We start from the raw sequence: 16,815 nt of genomic DNA, 5'->3' as shown, positions 1-16,815 counted from the left end.
CGGCCCCGAGTTGGTGGGTAATCGCTGCGTGTCTTAGAAACGCGCTTCCACGCCCGCATACAGGAAGCGACCGATGTTCGGATAGATCGCGTCGTTGCCCGTGGCGGTGTTGCCGATGCCGGTCAGTTCATAGGGCGGCAGCTGGTTGGTGATGTTGTCCACGCCGAGATAGAGGCGGAACTTCTCCGTCGCGTTCACCCCGATCCGCGCGTCGTGATAGACGATCGGGCTGTAATAGACGAACGGGCGGGCATCCGGGTTGAGCGCCGGGCGACCCTGAGACGCGAAGAAGGTCTCGTAGACCAGCCCCGACACGATCTGCCGACCGACATAGCGCGCGGTATAGCCGAAATCGACCAGGCCGACCTTGCCGTTCAGGTTGAAGCGGGCCTGCCACTTCGGATCGCCCAGCATGCTGTCCTGACGGTCATACCGATCCGGCTCGGCGATATAGACATAGTTCAGGCGGTTGAAGATGTAGCTGACCGTCAGATTGGCGTTCAGCGAGGCGTTTTCGCTGAACCGCTTGGCATATTGCACATCGACGTCCAGCCCGTTGGTCTTCAGCGCGGCGAAGTTGAACGGCTGGTTGATGAAGCTGACGCCGTTGCCGGACCGGTCGAAGATGAACTGCGACTGGTCGATGGTCCGCCCGGTCTGGCCCAGGAAGGTGTTGTTCTGGACCGGGTCGCTCGACTGGCGACGGAAGACCGCCGCGCAGAACGGATTGTCGATGCCGTTGGTGTCGTCATAGCAGCGGTTGACGATCTGCTGGCCGGTCAGGCCCGAGATCACGTTCTTCACCCGGATGTTATAGTAATCAACCTTGAGGGTCAGACCCGGCACCTGTTGGGGCTGATAGACCATGCCCAGGGTGAAGCTGTTACCGACTTCCGGGGTCAGGCCGATATTGCCCTGGTTGATACCCGGAATGGTCGAAGGCGACTGGTTGGTCCAGGGGCGGACCAGCTGGGCGCCCGTCGTCGGGTCGGTGAAGCTGATCGTCGTCGGAATGCCCGCCGCGGCGCAGTTGCGGGCGCGGTTGGGGTTCGACGTGATGTTGTTGCCGGCATTGGTGCCGCCCGGCTGATCGCAGGGATCGTTGATCGTCGCGAAGGTCTGAGCCGCCGAAGCATAGAGGTTGCTCAGATTCGGGGCGCGCACCGAGCGGGAAAAGGTGCCCCGGAAGCGCACGTCGCGGACCGGCGACCAGATCAGGCCGGCATTCCATGCCCAGACCGAACCGGTGGTGCCGCCATAGTCGGACACGCGACCGGCACCCTCGACCGTCAGTTCCTGAAGGAACGGGATGTTGGCCAGCAGGGGCAGGCGGAGTTCGCCGTAAGCTTCCTTGATATTGACGGCGGGCGGATCGAACGTCGCCGCAGGATTCAGGAAGGTCGCGCCCGAAGCGGTGATCGCGTCCTGGCCGGAGAAGGCGTCCTCGCGACGATATTCACCGCCGAACGAGAAATAGACCGGACCGCCCGGCAGCTTGAAGAACGAACCCGTATTGCCCGAGATGAAGGCCGTCGCGTTGATCTGCTCCGCCCATTGATTGCGGGTGGAGGTGTGCATGATGTAGTCGATCGCACGCGGGTCCGCCGCATTCTGGCCGAACAGGTTCAACGGCACGCAGCCCGGCGCGGCGTTGCTGTTGGTGGCGTTGACGGCGCAGATCACCCGGGCACCCTGCGAATTCAGGACATAGTTGGAACCCGCATAACCGGCGGGCGCCAGCACCGCGTTGACCGCGTTGCGATAATTGTCCAGCAGGACGTTGCCGCCGGTGCGATAGAAGTTTTCGGTCCGGCCATAATTGCCGGCCACTTCGTAATACAGGTCGCCCGACGAGGTGATGTCGCCGCGCACGCCGACGACGCCGCGATAGGTGCGGCGGGTGTGGAATTCGGCGCGGGTGCCCAGATCGTTGTTGAAGCGGTTGAGCGTGAAGCTCGTCGCGCCGGGGGCCAGGATCGTCCCCAGCGTCGCGCGCGCGGCGGGCGTCAGGAACGGATTGCTGGTGCTGAACGTGCTGCTCAGCGTGCCGCCGGTGAAGCTGGGCTGGGTCGACTGCTGCGTCGCCTTGACATTGGCGAAGCTGAACTCGACGAAGGGCTTGAACGCGGGCGAGATATCGCCGTTGAGCAGGATGTTGGCCAGGAAGCGGTCCAGGCCGGGCATCAGCATCGCGCCTTCCAGGCCCGATGCGGTCCCGCCGAACAGGACGCCGCCGCCGATCGCGCGATTGTCGACCAGGCCCGTGGTGGACGGCGAATCGCGAAGCAGCGAGCCGTCGGGCTGGAACAGATAGTTATAGGCGATCGGGCTGCCGGTCGGGGAGTTCTGACCGGTGCAGATGGCGGCCCGCTGCGCCGCGTTGGCGGCCGTCGCCGTGCCGGGGCAGGTGGTCACGATCGTGCCGCCGATCGAGCGGTTGCCGAACACACTGCCGCGCGGAACGAACGTCGTGTTGGGGATGCCGTCGAAATTGCGGTTCGGCGCGGTCGTGATCTGCGAATTGATGAAGGCGGGTGTGCCGCCATAGGCACCGAGATAGGGACGCTGGGCGAAGAAGACGGGGTTGCTCTTCGAATATTCCGCCGAAACCGTCAGGTTGAAGCGCCCGTCGGCGAAGTTCGCGCCGGTGATGCCGCTGACCAGATAGGTACCCCGGTCGCCATAGCTGGTGGCGCCGCCCTGTGCGCGAAGGCGGGTGCCCTCGAAGTCGCGCTTCAGCTTGAAGTTGACGACGCCCGAAATGGCGTCCGAGCCATAAACGGCCGACTGACCGCCGGTGACGATATCGACGCCTTCCAACAGGTCGAAGGGGATGGTGTTGATATCGGGCGTATAGGAGCCGGGGACGGCGGTCACGACGCGACGGCCGTTGACCAGCGTCAGCGTGCGCGCCGTACCCAGACCGCGCAGATCGAGCAGGTTGATGCCCGCCGTGCCGATCGACCCGGTCGAATTCGCCTGGCTGAAGGTGCTGCGGAGCTGTGGCAACTGGCTGATCGCGTCACCCAGCGAGATGTCGCCGCGCGTGCCGAGCAATTCCGCCGCGTTGATCGATTCGACCGGGATGGCGGCGTCGAACTTGTTGGTCAGGCGGATACGCGATCCGGTGACGACGACATCGCCGCCGCCCGCGCGATTGCCCGGCGTCGCGGCGTCGGACGTGGTGTCGGCATCCTCTTCCTGAACCTCCGGCGCGGTGGTCGAGGTGGTGCTGGTCTGCGCGAGCGCCGCCACTGGGAAAAGCACCAGGGTGCTGGCGAGCGCGGACGCTCCCAGCAGGGTACGCATCTTCATTCTGTTTTACCCCTTAAGTGCGGATCATTCCGTCCGCTGCCCTCAGGGAAAGAAATTATTCGATCAAAAACAAGGTCATAGCTGCGAGCAGGCGACTATTGTGAATGTCATGTGACATGTATGTGACAGGTTTGTCACTTATGTTCGGAAAGCCGGTAAGTCACGAAATTATCATGAACTTTCCAAGCCAAATACGCACCGCGGCATTTTTGCGGTCGAAGGTGGATTGAGGCGCGTCGGTGCACCCTCCGACACGATGCGGAAAGAGGGGAATCGGATCGACGGAATCGGCGATCCGTGTCGTTACCGAGGGGAAATGAAAAAGGGGGCGTGACGGCTCCGTCACACCCCCTGCATGGGCTTTGGTCGGGAAAAGGTCCGGGTCAGCGCTCGACGCACATGGCGATGCCCATGCCGCCGCCGATGCACAGCGTCGCCAGGCCCTTCTTCGCGTCGCGCTTCTGCATTTCGTAGATCAGCGTGGTCAGAACCCGCGCACCGCTGGCGCCGATCGGGTGGCCCAGCGCGATCGCGCCGCCATTGACGTTCACCTTGTCGGGATCGAAGCCCAGTTCCTTGCCGACCGACAGCGCCTGCGCCGCAAAGGCTTCGTTCGCCTCGATCAGGTCGAGGTCGCCGACGGTCCAGCCCGCCTTTTCCAACGCACGCTTGGTGGCGGGGACCGGGCCGATGCCCATCACCGACGGATCGACGCCTGCCGAGGCCCAGCTCTTGATCGTGGCGAGGATGGGGGTGCCGCGCTTCTCCGCCTCTTCGCGGCTCATCAGGACCAGCGCGGCGGCACCGTCGTTCAGGCCGGAGGCGTTGGCGGCGGTCACCGTGCCGTCCTTCTTGAAGGCCGGGCGGACGCCCGACACGCTTTCGATGGTCGCCCCGGCGCGGATATATTCGTCGTCGGCGACCACCGTCTCGCCCTTGCGGGTCTTGAGGGTGACGGGCGCGATCTCGTCCTTGAAACGGCCTTCGCCCCGCGCCTTTTCGGCCAGATTCTGCGAGCGGACCGCGAACCGGTCCTGGTCTTCGCGGGTCACCTGATATTGCTCGGCGAGATTCTCGGCGGTGATGCCCATGTGATAGCCCGCAAAGGCGTCGGTCAGGCCGTCATTCACCATGGTGTCGACCATGGTCAGCGGACCCATCTTGGTGCCGCCGCGCATCGTCTGGGCATGGGGCGACAGCGACATGGACTCCTGCCCGCCCGCGACCACGATGGTCGCATCGCCATTGGCGATCGCCTGAAGGCCCAGCGCCACCGCGCGCAGGCCCGATCCGCAGACCTGGTTGACGCCATAAGCGGGGACTTCCTTGGGGATGCCCGCCGCCATCGACGCCTGACGCGCGGGGTTCTGCCCCTGCGCGGCGGTCAGCACCTGGCCGAGGATCACCTCGGACACCTCTTCGCCTTTCACGCCCGCCTGTTCGAGCGCGGCGGTGATCGCGATCCGGCCCAGTTCATGCGCGGGGGTGGCGGCGAATGCGCCCAGGAAGCTGCCCACGGGGGTGCGCTTGGCGGCGGTAATGACGATCTCGGTCATGAAGGCTCCTCTCGACTTTCTCTCTATCTAGGCGCGGGCAGCGCGGCGATCCAGTCGGCCAATGGCTGCCATAGCTGTTCTTCCGCGCGTCCCCCGACGACCATGCCGACATGGCCCGTACCGCCCGCCCGCCGGTCGGCCAGCCCGATCGCGGTGGCGGCGGGGACGATCCGGTCGGCGGTGGCGACGAATTCGACGCTAGGGGCGTCGCATTGCGATGGTGTGACGATATCGCCCGCCACGCGCCATTGTCCCTGGCCGGGACGATCCAGCGCGATCAATTCCTCGAACAATTCGCGCCCAAAGGCATGGGGCAGGGGGGCGCCCTGATTGGCCCAGTCCTCCAGCCGGATGAAGCGGCGCGCCGCCTCGCTGCGCGGATCGAGATCGGCGAAACCGGCATATTTGGCGATGGTCCGCGCCGGATCGAGTTGCCAGAAGCCCGCCTGCAACGCCTCCATGGGAACGAGGCCCAGAGCCTCGGAGGTCGGCTTGATCGCGGCCCATATCGCGGTCATCGCGGCGCGTGCCTCCTCGCCATAGCCGGTGAAATGCCAGGGCGCGGCTATGGTGGCGAATCCCGCCACCTTGCTCCGCGCCGCCGCCGCCATGGCGAGCGTGCCCCCCAGGCAATAGCCGACCAGCACCGGCGGCTCGGGGAAGGTGGCGATCAGCGGCAGAAGGAAACGCTCGACATGGCCTGCCACGTCCATGTCGCGATCCTTCGCGCCGGGCGTGCCCCAGTCGATCAGCCAGGGGTGGAAGCCCCGTCCGCGAAGCCAGCGGATCAGCGAGCGGTCGCGAGACAGGTCGAGGATCGATGGCGGGTTGATCAGCGAGGGCACGAACAGGACGGGGCGACCTTCTCCTCCCGCATCCCGCAATTTCACCCGCCCGCGCCGTCGCCGCACCGGCAGGGCGCGCATCGAGCGCTCGCGCTTCGCCGCCTGGAATCGCCGCAAGCCCTCCATGGCGCGTTGCACCAATTCCGGATTCGCCGTGGCCTCGCTGCGCAACATCGCCAGGAACAGGGGCAGAGGGCGCGGTCCGTGTTGCGATGCGAAATCCATGGCGTTAGGCTGCACCAAAATCATGACAGGAAAGGCGGGGGTCGATGAAGAAGCAGGCGGCGGACGGCATCGTGATCGTCAAGAAATACGCGAACCGGCGGCTCTACAACACCGAAACCTCCTCCTACATCACGCTCGACCATCTCGCGGCGATGATCCGGGCGGGGCGCGACTTCAAGGTGGTCGATGCCAAGACCGACGAAGACATCACCCATAATGTCCTCACGCAAATCATCATGGAAGAGGAAAGCCGCGGTGAGACGATGCTGCCGGTCAATTTCCTGCGCCAGTTGATCTCGATGTACGGCGACTCGATGCAGGCGATGGTGCCCGGCTATCTGGAGGCGTCGATGGACAGCTTCCGCCGGAACCAGGAACAGTTCAAGTCGGCGGTCGAGGGGGCCTTCGCCAACACGCCCTTCGCCGATCTCGCCAAGCGCAACCTGGCGATGTTCGAGGCGGCGACCCAGGGGTTCAAGCCCGGTGCGGCGGGGCCGGCTCCCGCTGCGGCTCCTGCGGCGGGCAAGGATGCGGAGATGGCCGCGCTGAAGGCCGAACTCGCGGCGCTCAAGGACAAGATCGAGAAGCTGGGCGAGTAATCGATCCTCCCCGGCACGGGGAGGGGGACCGTCGCGAAGCGGCGGTGGAGGGGGCTTGCCGCGAGGAAGGTCCTGTGTGGAAGCCCCCCTCCGTCAGGGCTTGCGCCCTGCCACCTCCCCGTGCCGGGGAGGATCGTGAGCCGCAATGGTCGAGCGCGGCCTCCGACTTCGCTCAGGCCGAACGGCCGCAACAGGTCTCCATTGAACCCGCCGCCCCCCACCTCCATATCGCCGCGCATGAGCGGGAATGAACACGCCATGCCGACCTGGCATGGCACGACGATTTGCTCGGTCCGTCGCGGCGGCCGGGTGGTGGTGGCCGGGGACGGTCAGGTTTCGATGGGCCAGACGGTCATGAAGCCCAATGCGCGCAAAGTCCGGCGGCTGGGCGACGGCTCGGTCATCGGCGGCTTTGCGGGCGCGACGGCGGATGCCTTCACCCTGTTCGAGCGGCTGGAGGCCAAGCTGGAGCGGCATAACGGCCAGTTGCTGCGCGCGGCGGTCGAACTCGCCAAGGACTGGCGGACCGACAAGTTCCTCCGCAACCTGGAGGCGATGATGATCGTCGCCGACAAGGACGTGACGCTGATCCTGACCGGAAACGGCGACGTGCTGGAGCCGGAGAACGGCATTTGTGCGATCGGCTCGGGCGGCAATTACGCGCTCGCGGCGGCGCGGGCACTGGTCGATTACGAACAGGATGCCGAGACGATCGCGCGCAAGGCGATGGCGATCGCCGCCGATGTCTGTGTCTACACCAATGATCGCGTCACGCTCGAAGCCATCGACGGCGCGCAGTAACTTCCCAGAAATCCGAAAGCTCCCATGAACGACCAGCTGACCCCGAAGGCGATCGTCGCCGCGCTTGACGCGCATATCATCGGCCAGGCCGACGCCAAGCGCGCCGTGGCCGTCGCGATGCGCAACCGCTGGCGTCGCCAGCGGCTGGGCGCGGATTTGCGCGACGAGGTGACGCCTAAGAACATCCTGATGATCGGCCCCACCGGTTGCGGCAAGACCGAGATCAGCCGCCGTCTGGCCAAGCTGGCCGATGCGCCCTTCGTCAAGGTGGAGGCGACCAAGTTCACCGAGGTCGGCTATGTCGGCCGCGATGTCGAGCAGATCGCGCGCGACCTGGTCGAAGAGGCGATCCGGCTGGAGAAGGAACGTCGCCGCGTCGCGGTGAAGGACAAGGCGGAAGAGGCGGCGATGAACCGCCTGCTCGATGCGCTTGTCGGCAAGGATTCGAGCCAGGCGACGCGCGAGGCGTTCCGCCAGCGCTTCCGCGACGGCCATCTCGATCAGACCGAGATCGAGATCGAACTGGAACAGGCCCCGGCCATGCCGTTCGAGATTCCCGGCGCCGCGCCGCAGATGATCAACCTGTCGGAAATGATGGGCAAGGCGTTCGGCGGCGGCCAGCCGCTCAAGCGCCGCAAGCTGACCGTCTCCGCCGCCTGGACCAAGCTGGTCGAGGAAGAGGCGGACAAGCGGCTCGACCAGGACGAGGTCAGCCGCGCGGCGCTGGCCGATGCCGAGGCGAATGGGATCGTCTTCCTCGACGAGATCGACAAGATCGCGGTGTCGGACGTGCGCGGCGGCTCGGTCAGCCGAGAGGGTGTGCAGCGCGACCTGTTGCCGCTGATCGAGGGCACGACCGTTTCGACCAAATACGGCCCGATGAAGACCGACCATATCCTGTTCATCGCATCCGGCGCCTTCCATGTCGCCAAACCGTCAGACCTGTTGCCCGAGCTTCAGGGGCGTCTGCCGATCCGGGTCGAATTGAAGGCCCTGACCGAGGCGGATTTCGTCGCCATCCTGTCCGACACCAAGGCGTCGTTGCCCGCCCAGTATAAGGCGCTGATCGGCACCGAGGGGGTGGAGATTTCCTTCACCGAGGACGGCATCGCCGCCATCGCCCGCATCGCCGCCGAGGTGAACGGGCAGGTCGAGAATATCGGCGCGCGGCGGCTCCAGACGGTGATGGAGAAGCTGTTGGAAGAGATCAGCTTCGAGGCGGAGGATCGCCAGGGCACGACGCTGACCGTGGATGCGGCCTATGTGGACAAGCAATTGTCGGCGGTGGCGCGGAATACGGATTTGAGCCGGTTCGTCTTGTGATCGGGGTGGGGCTCGGTGAGACACCGGGCCCTCCCCCATCCCCTCCCGCCTGCGGGAGGGGCGTGCCCCGTTCGAGGCGGCGGAATTGAAGCGTAACCGTTGGTCCTTGCCGCTCCCCTCCCGCGGGCGGGAGGGGATGGGGGAGGGAAGGCCCCAAGCCACGCGGCTTGAGACACCCCCCTATTTCCTCCCCCGCTCATAGGGCACGAACCCGTCGAAGAAACACCATTGCGACGGAATCGACATCCCCTGTTGCAGCACCTGGAACCGGTCGTTGCGACAGATCTGCGATCCCCAGCGCTCGACGATCAGCGTGTTGAAGGGGCGCAAGCCCGGGCACTGGCCGCGAACCTTGGCCTTCCACATGCGCTTTCCGCCCGGATTGATGACGATGCTATTGTCGTCATAGATGGACGGTCCCGACATGGTGACGCTGGTGTCGACGCATTGCGCGGGCGGTCCGGCGGTCCGTCCGGCAAAGGGGTCCGACCTGGCCGCCGTCAGGCCGAGCGCCAGTACCGCGACGGTGGCGAAACGCGCGCGCATCACCGCTCCTTTCGATAGGGGACGAACGCCCCGAAGCTGCAACTGCCGGTGAAGAAGCCCGAGGTACGGTCCACCGTCTGGGCGATGTCACCCGAGCAGAGTTGTCCCGTGGTCGTCCGCGTGACGAGGATGTCGTTGCGTGACCGCTGCCCGATCCCCTCGCAACCGCCCGCCGTCTGGCTGACGAATTTCAGGCGCGGGCTGATCGTATAGACGATGGTCGGGCCATAGGCGTTGACCTGGCGCGTGGTATATTGGCCGATGCATTGGGTCGGCTTGCCCGGCGTCAGGCCGCGCAAGGCGGCGGTGAGATCGGCCCGGTTGGTCGCGGCGGCCTGTTCGATCCGCGCCTGTTGCGCCGGGGTGGGCGTGCATCCGGCGATCGCCGCGGCCATGGTCGTCAGGGGGAGCAGGGTTCGGAAACGCATCTTTCAGCCTCCATCACAAAAACCCCCGTAGCAATGACTTAACCCTTGAACGCGTCCTTGGCTGCACGCCGCTCCGCCAGTTCGGCCGCATCGACCGAACGGAGGAAGGGGTTGGTCGCCCGTTCCAGCGCGATGGTCGTCGGAATGGTCGGCTCGCCCTGTTCGCGCATCGCCGTCACCTCGACCAGCCGGTCGGCGATGGCGCCGTTGTCGGGTTCCGCCACCGCCGCGAACCGGGCGTTGGACAGCGTATATTCGTGGCCGCAATAGACTCGCGTGTCGCCGGGCAGCGCGGCGAAGCGGCGCATATTGGCATGCATCTGCTCCGCCGTCCCCTCGAACAGCCGACCGCAGCCCATGGCGAATAGCGTGTCGCCGGTGAAGATCACCGCCCGGTCGTCGAAGTGAAAGGCGATATGCCCCGCCGTATGTCCCGGCACCGACCAGATGGTCGCGCGCGCGTCGCCGATGGCGATGTCGTCTCCCTCGGCCAGCAGCGTGTCGAGCCCGGCGATCTTCGCCGCCTCCGCCGCCGGGCCCGCCACCCGCGCGCCCTGCGCCTGCAACGCCTGCGCACCGCCGACATGATCGGGGTGCCAATGGGTCAGCCAGACCTGCTCGATGGTCCAGCCGCGCGCCGACGCGGCGGCGGCGACCGGCGCGGCCTCGCCCGGATCGAGCGCGACGGTGTGGCCCGCATCGTGGATCAGCCAGGCGTAATTGTCGCTGAGGACCGGGACTCGGACGATTTCCATGGAAGCTCTCTTACCAGCTTCCGACGTTCGGCATCGAGGCCCAAGGTTCGGCGGAGGGCAGGGCACCGTCCTGCAACAATTCGATCGAGATGCCGTCGGGCGTCTTGACGAAGGCCATATGCCCGTCGCGCGGCGGCCGGTTGATCGTCACGCCCGCGTCCATCAGGCGCTGGCACGTCTCGTAGATATTGTCGACGCGGTAGGCGAGATGGCCGAAATTCCGGCCGCCGGTATAGATTTCCGGGTCCCAATTATGGGTCAACTCGACCTCGGCACGGCCCTCGTCCCCCGGCGCAGCCAGGAAGATCAGCGAGAAGCGCCCCGCCTCGTTATCGATGCGGCGCACCTCCTTCAGGCCCAGCAGTTCGAAGAAGCGGATGCTGGCGTCGAGGTCGCTGACGCGGATCATGGTGTGAAGATAGCGCATGGAAGCTCCTGCCTGTGACGCGATGGTCATTCTAATCCGTCGGGGGCCGGGCGGCTTTGACGTGCGATAAGGATCAGCGTGACGGGAATTGCGACAGCGCCTTGGCGGTTTCGGCGCGGATCGGGCTGTCCGGCGGGGCGAGCCGGGCGGCCTCGCTCCACGCCTTGCGCGCGGTCGCTTCGTCCCCAGCGGTGGCGGCGATATTGCCCGCCTCCAACTGGACATTGGGGTCGTCGGCGGAGCGGGCCAGCGCCTGGGCGATGTCCTTCTGCGCGCGCGGCAGATCCTTCATCCGCCGCGCCAGCGTCGCCGACAACAGCCAGGCGAGCGGATCGGCGGGGGCGTTGACCAGCGCGGCGTCCAGATCGACCCGCGCCGCCACGGGCTGTCCCGCTGCGACCAGCGCCCGCGCACGGTCGAGCTGTGCCTCACCCCGCGCGAAGCCGGCCAGGTCGCCCGAGGCGAGCGCCGCATCCAGCGCGGCGCGGGCCTTCGCTGCATCGCCCGCCGCCAGAAAGGCGTTGCCCGCCTGCGACCAGTAATTGGCGGCGCGTATGTCATGCGCGGTTTCGGCGGCGCGCGCCGCCTGTTCGAAGGCGCTGGCCGCCGCCGCCCATTGCCGCTCGGTCGTGTAGGCGAGACCCAGGCATTGCTGCGCGAAATAGCCGCCGCCCGCCAGCGTCCAACTGCTCGCCTCCATCCGCGCGGCGGCAGGGCTCCGCTCGGCCATGACGACGCAGTGCTGATAGCGCGCCTCGCGCGGGTCGGCGGGCAGCGCGGCGGATGGCGGCGGCGGTGTCTTGGCGGCGGGCTTGGGGGACGCCTGAACGGCGGCGGCGAGTGCGAGGGGGAACAGGATCATAGCGGGCTCGACACTTCTTCGACGGCGCGGATCAGCAGCGCGATGTCGCCGTCGCGCGACAGGCGGTGGTCGCCATCCTTGATCAACAGAGTCTGCACATCGGCTGAACGGAAAAGCTGCGCCAGATGGGTGGTGCGGTGCCACGGCACATCGGGGTCGGCCATGCCCTGGAGCAGCCGGACCGGTCCGTCGAAGGCGATCGGGCCGAAGGTCAGGCGGTTGGCCTCCCCCGACGACCAGAAACGGCGGGTATAGACGGTGGGGGCGGGGCCATAGGGATTGGGACGTTCCAGTCGACCGCTCTGGAGCAGCGTCATCTTCTCCTCAGTCGAAAAGCCCCAGTCGGTGAAGTCGGGCGCGGGCGCGATCCCGACCAGCGCCTTGACCTGGTCGGGCCGCGCCTTGGCGCCGAGCAGCATCAGCCAGCCGCCCATCGACGATCCGACCAGCACGGCGGGGCCCTTCACCACATCGTCGAGCATGGCGAGGACATCGTCGCGCCAGTCGGCCAGCGCCTGATCCTCGAACGCCCCCTCCGACTGGCCGCACCCGCCATAATCGAAGCGCAGGAACGCGCGGCCCTGTGCGCGTGCCCATGCCTCCAGCGCCAATGCCTTCGACCCCTGCATGTCCGAGGCATAGCCGGGCAGGAAGACGATCGCGGGGCCGGTGCCCTCGGTCCAGTGATAGGCGAGGTTGGGGCGAGGCGCGGTGGCGGTGTCGGTCATGCGGAGGATTTAGGGTCTGGGCGGGACGATGGAAAGCGCCACTCCTAACCTCCGTTCAGCCTGAGCGAAGTCGAAGGCCACGGGAGTCGCGTCGCCAAAGGGGGATCCGGGCGAAGATTCGGGGCGTGGCCTTCGACTTGGCTCAGGCCGAACGGACGGTGGGGGTGGAACAGGGTGTGGGGATCATTCCTCCCCAAGCTTGCTTGGGGAGGGGGACCGCTCGCGCCAGCGAGTGGTGGAGGGGCGTTCCCCCTCAGATCACATATTCCACGCTCTTCATCTGCGCCTGCGCCGCCTGAACCTTGCGCCGCTTGGCGACCATCTCGGCGTGGAGCCGCGCCACCGTATCGCTGCCGGTCGTGGTGCACAGCCCCGGCACCACCGCATGGACGATCGCGCCCAGTCCGCCGATGATCATGATCCCACCGAACCGCGCGGCGACGCCGAAATGCTGGACATAGCTTTCGCCGACGCTGTCGGGATGATCGGTAAACAGGCGACGGAACATGGTCTGCGATCTCCTATGGCCGTTCGCATCGATCCTATCATGACGATGGGGATTGGCCAAATCAGCCTCGCGACGGGCTGACGAAAATCTCCTCGATCGGGCGTTCGAACAACTCGGCGATCTTGAAGGCGAGGGGCAGCGAAGGGTCGTAGCGGCCCGTCTCGATCGCGTTGACGCTCTGGCGGCTGACCTCCAACCGCTCGGCAAGGTCCTGCTGGCTCCAGCCGCGCTCGGCGCGCAAGGTGCGAAGATGGTTGTTCATTCCGTGCGGCCCTCGACGAACCGGTTGACGCACGCGCCCACGCCCAGTCCCCCGAACCACAGGATCGGCCAGGCATAGCCGACGAGATGCGGGAGCAGATCGGACCCTTCCAGAAAGCCCCACAGTGTCGCTCCCGTCATCGAAAGGCCGGTGGCGATCAGCGACTGCCGGACCAGCAGCATCCGCAGATACTCGTCCCGCTCCTCGGTCATGTACAGGCCGATCGCGACGAAGAAACCGATGACCGGCAAGGCGGGCAACACCCCGATAAGATAGGCCGCCGCACCGCCAACCATATGGCGGTTCAGCAGATATACCGCCGAGAATAGCAGGGCCGCATAGAGGATCGCGAGCAGGATGACCCGACGCTGATAACGACGTGTTGCGGACGACAAAGCCATGACGAACCTCCTTCGAATGTGAAGGATACTTTACATGAAAAGCTCGCTTTACGTCAAGCGTCCTTTACGTGGCGGCGAGTTGCCCCACCATGTCCTGCGCCAGCAGGCTGAGCGTATCGTCGCGCGCGCCCATCACCACGATGCGGTCGCCCGCCCGCGCCTCGGCGACCAGCGCCTCCGCTGCCGCCGCACGGTCGGCGATGTGGCGGGCGTCGACTCCGCGATCGCGCAGGTCCGCGATGAGGTCCGCGCTGGTCACCTCGCGCGCGACGGTCCCGCCGAAATAGGCGGGGTCGGGCATCGCCAGCACGTCGCCGGGCTTCATTCGCGCGGCGATGCTGTCGACCAGTTCGCGGCGCATGACCTTCAACGGGCCATAGCCATGTGGCTGGAACAGGATCAGCAAGCGTCCCGGAAAGGCGTGGAGCGTGTCGAGCGTCGCGGCGATCTTGTCGGGGTTGTGGCCGAAATCGTCGATCACGGTCACGCCCTTTGCCTCGCCGACCTTCTCGAACCGGCGTTTCAGGCCGGTGAAGCGCTCGACCGCGCGGATCGCGTCGACCAACGGCACGCCCGCCGCCATGCTGGCGCCGATGGCGGCCAGCGCGTTGGAGACATTGTGGCGGCCCGGCACCGACAGGCGGACCCGATAGCCCGCGCCGCCGGTCACCAGGTCGAACCGGATCGCGAAGGGCTCGGGCTTCAGCGCTTCGGCGACCAGATCGGCCGCCCCCCCGACCGCGAAGGTCGTCAGGTTGGGCAGGTCCGCCAGCAACGCCGCCGTCTCGGCATCGCCGGCATTGGCGACGACGTGGCGCGCGCGCTTGGCGAATCCGCCGAACAGGGTGCGCAATTCCTCCAGCGACTTATGGTCCAGGCTGACATTGTTCAGCACCGCGATGGCTGGGTCATAGAGCGCGATCGAACCGTCGCTTTCGTCCACCTCGCTGACGAACGCCTCGCCGCCGCCGACGAGCGCGCTGGCGAAGGGGCTGTCGGGCGAGACGAAGTCCTTCATCACCGCGCCGTTCATCGCGGTCGGATCGCGGCCGGTTTCATGCAGGATGAAGGCGATCATGCCGGTGACGGTCGACTTGCCACTGGTCCCCGCCACGCCGATCGGCAGGCGGCTGTCGTTGAACAGGGTGGCCAGCATCTGGGCGCGGGTGGCGCGGGGGCAGCCCAGCCGGTTGGCGACGACGATGTCGGGCACCGTCTCTTCCACCGCCGCCGAGGCGATGACCAGCTGATCGGGCGAGGTCACCCCCGATCCGTCCTGGGGGAACAGCGCGATCCCGGCGGCGCGCAGCGCATCGAACTTGGCCGCGACCCGCCCCTGGTCGAGTCCCCTGTCGGAGCCCGCCACCGTCCATCCACGCGCGCGCAGGATCATGGCGAGGGGCATCATCCCCGATCCGCCGATGCCCACCAGAAAACAGGAATTGCCGTTGGTCATGGCGCCACGCTATCGGCGAGTTGGTGGTGCAGGGCAATGCCCGGCCGGATGGGCAGCCCCAAATCGGCAGTGAAGGGACGCGCTGAAATGAAGATCGGAATCCTCGCCCCGGCCAGCATCGGCAACCCCGCCGCCGAAGCGCCGGTCGGCGCCTTCGCCGCCATCGCCTATCCAGAGGTCGACCTGATCTTTCACCCGCAATGCTATGAGCAGGACGGGCATTTCGCGGGGTCCGACGAACGCCGCGCCTCGGCCTTCCTGGAATTCGCCAACGATCCCGGGATCGATGCGATCTGGTTCCTGCGGGGCGGCTATGGATCGAACCGCATCCTGTCGCGGGTCATGCCGAACCTCAACGCGGCGGCGGGGTACAAGACCTATATCGGCTATTCCGATCTCGGCTTCGTGCTGGCCGCGCTCTACGCCCGGCGGATCGGGCGGCCGGTGCACGGGCCGATGGCGAGCGATATCCGGCGCCAGCAGGGCGACGTCACGGTGGCGCGCTCGCTCGGCTGGCTGGTCAGCGGCGACCGGCAGGGGCTGGAGCCCGGACTCGACGGACGTCCGGCGGCGGCGTTCAACCTGTCGATCCTGCACGCGCTGATCGGCACGCCCTGGCTGCCCGACCTGACCGACCATGTCCTGATCATCGAGGAGGTGTCGGAGCATCTCTATGCGGTCGACCGGATGCTGTTCACCATGGCCAACGCCACCCAGTTGAAGGGCGTGGCGGGCGTAAGGCTGGGCGCGGTCAGCAATGTCCAGCCCAACGAACCAGAATGGGGCGAGACGCTGGAATATATGATCCAGCGCTGGTGCGGCGAGATGGGCGTGCCCTATCTGGGACGCGCGCGGATCGGGCATATCCAGGACAATCATGTGGTGCCGTTCGGGATCGTGTGAGGACGAGGGGGGAGACTATGCGAGCTATGCTGTTCGGAATGATGCTCGGGATGGCCGCGACGGCGGGAGCGCAAGTGCCGTCGCGACCGCAGATCATGGTATCGGCAACGGGTGTCGTACAAGCCCCGCCCGGCCGGGTCACGATCGGCTTCACGGTGGCTGGAGAAGGCAAGACCTCCGATGAGGCCGCCGCCAAGGTTCGCGATGATGCGAAGGCGATCAGTTCAGGTGTCTCGGGTCATCTGAAGGGGAAGATGCGCTGGCAGGCGTCGCGATTTTCCATTCGACCGGTTCGCCCCGCCCGGTGTGAACCGGGTGCTTCCGATTTCCCCGTTATCGCGAAACCCGCTGCCGGTTCATGTGCGATCCAGGGCTATGCGGCGACGATGCCCGTCACGATCGAAACCCCACAGGTCGATGAGGCCGGGAGCGTGGTGAGCCTGATCGGTCGGCTCGGCGGTCAAGATGTCAGCGTCGGCGAGTTCGGGCTCAGCGATCCCCAGGGTGCGCGACGACAGGCTCTTCGCGCCGCGCTGGTCAATGCCGGCGAGCAGGCGCGGTTGATTGCCGAAGGTTCTGGCGCGAAGCTGGGGCCGCTGTTGCGCGTGCAGGATTCGGATTATCTGAGCGACGACAGGGATATGATGCTGGACAAGGGGTTCGCGACTCCTGCCCCGCCGATGACGGTCGTCATGCCACCGCCCGTTGCCATCGTCCTCACGCCCGAGCCGATCCAGACGCGCGTGACATTGATGGTATCCTACGCAATCGATCAATGATCGCACCCGGGGTGCGTGATGTCGCTCGACATTGCGCGTCCCTGGGGGCGCTTGAAGCGGTATCTTCTCTGATACGGATAATGATGTGGGTGAAGT

Annotated in this window: 18 protein-coding genes; 5 read left to right on the top strand and 13 right to left on the bottom strand. The window is 66.3% G+C overall.

Annotated features, from left to right (window positions below; all coding sequences use genetic code 11):
- Positions 1-33: 33 nt before the first annotated feature.
- From SM191_RS09390 to SM191_RS09380, 3 genes are all read right to left on the bottom strand, one after another.
- The gene (locus tag SM191_RS09390) at positions 34-3,315 is read right to left on the bottom strand and encodes a TonB-dependent receptor domain-containing protein (RefSeq protein ID WP_341505966.1); all 3,282 of its coding nucleotides are present in this window, start codon (positions 3,313-3,315) and stop codon (positions 34-36) included.
- Positions 3,316-3,698: 383 nt separating this feature from the next.
- Positions 3,699-4,871, bottom strand: coding sequence for an acetyl-CoA C-acetyltransferase (locus tag SM191_RS09385; protein ID WP_341505965.1), 1,173 nt, complete (start codon positions 4,869-4,871; stop codon positions 3,699-3,701).
- 23 nt (positions 4,872-4,894) lie between these two features.
- Positions 4,895-5,941 carry an alpha/beta fold hydrolase gene (locus SM191_RS09380; RefSeq protein ID WP_341505964.1) on the bottom strand — a complete coding sequence of 349 codons (1,047 nt, stop codon included), beginning with the start codon at positions 5,939-5,941 and terminating at the stop codon, positions 4,895-4,897.
- 44 nt (positions 5,942-5,985) lie between these two features.
- Here SM191_RS09380 and phaR point away from each other — a divergent pair, with 44 nt between their 5' ends.
- From phaR to hslU, 3 genes are all read left to right on the top strand, one after another.
- On the top strand, positions 5,986-6,540 hold the full coding sequence (phaR, locus tag SM191_RS09375) for a polyhydroxyalkanoate synthesis repressor PhaR (protein WP_306998264.1): 555 nt from the start codon (positions 5,986-5,988) through the stop codon (positions 6,538-6,540).
- Positions 6,541-6,798: 258 nt separating this feature from the next.
- A complete protein-coding gene (hslV, locus tag SM191_RS09370) occupies positions 6,799-7,341 on the top strand; it encodes an ATP-dependent protease subunit HslV (RefSeq protein WP_058744342.1) in 543 nt (180 codons plus the stop codon).
- Between the two features lie 24 nt (positions 7,342-7,365).
- Positions 7,366-8,664, top strand: a complete 1,299-nt coding sequence (hslU, locus tag SM191_RS09365; protein WP_341505963.1) for an ATP-dependent protease ATPase subunit HslU — start codon at positions 7,366-7,368, stop codon at positions 8,662-8,664.
- A gap of 180 nt (positions 8,665-8,844) precedes the next feature.
- Here hslU and SM191_RS09360 read toward each other — a convergent pair whose 3' ends face one another.
- From SM191_RS09360 to SM191_RS09315, 10 genes are all read right to left on the bottom strand, one after another.
- Positions 8,845-9,210, bottom strand: a complete 366-nt coding sequence (locus SM191_RS09360) for a DUF6491 family protein (RefSeq protein WP_341505962.1) — start codon at positions 9,208-9,210, stop codon at positions 8,845-8,847.
- Complete coding sequence (locus SM191_RS09355; protein ID WP_341505961.1) at positions 9,210-9,638, bottom strand: hypothetical protein; 429 nt, start codon at positions 9,636-9,638, stop codon at positions 9,210-9,212. Before SM191_RS09355 ends, SM191_RS09360 begins: the two co-directional genes overlap by 1 nt.
- Before the next feature lie 38 nt (positions 9,639-9,676).
- Positions 9,677-10,393, bottom strand: coding sequence for a hydroxyacylglutathione hydrolase (gene gloB / locus SM191_RS09350; protein ID WP_341505960.1), 717 nt, complete (start codon positions 10,391-10,393; stop codon positions 9,677-9,679).
- A 10-nt stretch (positions 10,394-10,403) separates the two neighbouring features.
- Positions 10,404-10,820, bottom strand: coding sequence for a VOC family protein (locus tag SM191_RS09345; protein WP_306998277.1), 417 nt, complete (start codon positions 10,818-10,820; stop codon positions 10,404-10,406).
- 73 nt (positions 10,821-10,893) lie between these two features.
- Positions 10,894-11,682: a tetratricopeptide repeat protein gene (locus SM191_RS09340; protein ID WP_341505959.1), complete on the bottom strand. Its 789-nt coding sequence runs from the start codon at positions 11,680-11,682 to the stop codon at positions 10,894-10,896.
- Entirely contained in the window at positions 11,679-12,410 is a 732-nt protein-coding gene (locus tag SM191_RS09335; RefSeq protein ID WP_341505958.1) for an alpha/beta hydrolase family protein, read from the bottom strand. The genes SM191_RS09340 and SM191_RS09335 overlap by 4 nt, the downstream gene beginning before the upstream one ends.
- A 253-nt stretch (positions 12,411-12,663) precedes the next feature.
- Complete coding sequence (locus tag SM191_RS09330) at positions 12,664-12,918, bottom strand: DUF6356 family protein (protein WP_341505957.1); 255 nt, start codon at positions 12,916-12,918, stop codon at positions 12,664-12,666.
- 61 nt (positions 12,919-12,979) lie between these two features.
- Complete coding sequence (locus SM191_RS09325) at positions 12,980-13,180, bottom strand: helix-turn-helix transcriptional regulator (RefSeq protein WP_306998285.1); 201 nt, start codon at positions 13,178-13,180, stop codon at positions 12,980-12,982.
- On the bottom strand, positions 13,177-13,581 hold the full coding sequence (locus tag SM191_RS09320) for a hypothetical protein (RefSeq protein ID WP_341505956.1): 405 nt from the start codon (positions 13,579-13,581) through the stop codon (positions 13,177-13,179). Before SM191_RS09320 ends, SM191_RS09325 begins: the two co-directional genes overlap by 4 nt.
- 64 nt (positions 13,582-13,645) lie before the next feature.
- Positions 13,646-15,037: a UDP-N-acetylmuramate--L-alanine ligase gene (locus tag SM191_RS09315; protein ID WP_341505955.1), complete on the bottom strand. Its 1,392-nt coding sequence runs from the start codon at positions 15,035-15,037 to the stop codon at positions 13,646-13,648.
- Between the two features lie 87 nt (positions 15,038-15,124).
- Between SM191_RS09315 and SM191_RS09310 the strand changes: the two genes are divergently transcribed.
- Together SM191_RS09310 and SM191_RS09305 are read left to right on the top strand one after the other, a co-directional pair.
- Positions 15,125-15,940, top strand: coding sequence for an LD-carboxypeptidase (locus SM191_RS09310; RefSeq protein ID WP_341505954.1), 816 nt, complete (start codon positions 15,125-15,127; stop codon positions 15,938-15,940).
- A gap of 17 nt (positions 15,941-15,957) precedes the next feature.
- Positions 15,958-16,719 (top strand): SIMPL domain-containing protein, encoded by a 762-nt coding sequence (locus tag SM191_RS09305; protein ID WP_341505953.1) that lies wholly within the window; start codon positions 15,958-15,960, stop codon positions 16,717-16,719.
- Positions 16,720-16,815: the final 96 nt, after the last annotated feature.

Source organism: Sphingomonas sp. 2378, assembly GCF_038084995.1.
Taxonomy (GTDB): Bacteria; Pseudomonadota; Alphaproteobacteria; order Sphingomonadales; family Sphingomonadaceae; genus Sphingomonas.
The sequence above is the reverse complement of the archived record's forward strand: the minus strand, read 5'-3'. Positions and strand labels throughout refer to the sequence as shown.

What these genes read in the sequence shown, in the direction of transcription:
- SM191_RS09390 (WP_341505966.1), bottom strand. Translation starts at nt 3,315, where the DNA reads ATGAAGATGCGTACCCTGCTGGGAGCGTCCGCGCTCGCCAGCACCCTG.
- SM191_RS09385 (WP_341505965.1), bottom strand. Translation starts at nt 4,871, where the DNA reads ATGACCGAGATCGTCATTACCGCCGCCAAGCGCACCCCCGTGGGCAGC.
- SM191_RS09380 (WP_341505964.1), bottom strand. Translation starts at nt 5,941, where the DNA reads ATGGATTTCGCATCGCAACACGGACCGCGCCCTCTGCCCCTGTTCCTG.
- phaR (WP_306998264.1), top strand. Translation starts at nt 5,986, where the DNA reads ATGAAGAAGCAGGCGGCGGACGGCATCGTGATCGTCAAGAAATACGCG.
- hslV (WP_058744342.1), top strand. Translation starts at nt 6,799, where the DNA reads ATGCCGACCTGGCATGGCACGACGATTTGCTCGGTCCGTCGCGGCGGC.
- hslU (WP_341505963.1), top strand. Translation starts at nt 7,366, where the DNA reads ATGAACGACCAGCTGACCCCGAAGGCGATCGTCGCCGCGCTTGACGCG.
- SM191_RS09360 (WP_341505962.1), bottom strand. Translation starts at nt 9,210, where the DNA reads ATGCGCGCGCGTTTCGCCACCGTCGCGGTACTGGCGCTCGGCCTGACG.
- SM191_RS09355 (WP_341505961.1), bottom strand. Translation starts at nt 9,638, where the DNA reads ATGCGTTTCCGAACCCTGCTCCCCCTGACGACCATGGCCGCGGCGATC.
- gloB (WP_341505960.1), bottom strand. Translation starts at nt 10,393, where the DNA reads ATGGAAATCGTCCGAGTCCCGGTCCTCAGCGACAATTACGCCTGGCTG.
- SM191_RS09345 (WP_306998277.1), bottom strand. Translation starts at nt 10,820, where the DNA reads ATGCGCTATCTTCACACCATGATCCGCGTCAGCGACCTCGACGCCAGC.
- SM191_RS09340 (WP_341505959.1), bottom strand. Translation starts at nt 11,682, where the DNA reads ATGATCCTGTTCCCCCTCGCACTCGCCGCCGCCGTTCAGGCGTCCCCC.
- SM191_RS09335 (WP_341505958.1), bottom strand. Translation starts at nt 12,410, where the DNA reads ATGACCGACACCGCCACCGCGCCTCGCCCCAACCTCGCCTATCACTGG.
- SM191_RS09330 (WP_341505957.1), bottom strand. Translation starts at nt 12,918, where the DNA reads ATGTTCCGTCGCCTGTTTACCGATCATCCCGACAGCGTCGGCGAAAGC.
- SM191_RS09325 (WP_306998285.1), bottom strand. Translation starts at nt 13,180, where the DNA reads ATGAACAACCATCTTCGCACCTTGCGCGCCGAGCGCGGCTGGAGCCAG.
- SM191_RS09320 (WP_341505956.1), bottom strand. Translation starts at nt 13,581, where the DNA reads ATGGCTTTGTCGTCCGCAACACGTCGTTATCAGCGTCGGGTCATCCTG.
- SM191_RS09315 (WP_341505955.1), bottom strand. Translation starts at nt 15,037, where the DNA reads ATGACCAACGGCAATTCCTGTTTTCTGGTGGGCATCGGCGGATCGGGG.
- SM191_RS09310 (WP_341505954.1), top strand. Translation starts at nt 15,125, where the DNA reads ATGAAGATCGGAATCCTCGCCCCGGCCAGCATCGGCAACCCCGCCGCC.
- SM191_RS09305 (WP_341505953.1), top strand. Translation starts at nt 15,958, where the DNA reads ATGCGAGCTATGCTGTTCGGAATGATGCTCGGGATGGCCGCGACGGCG.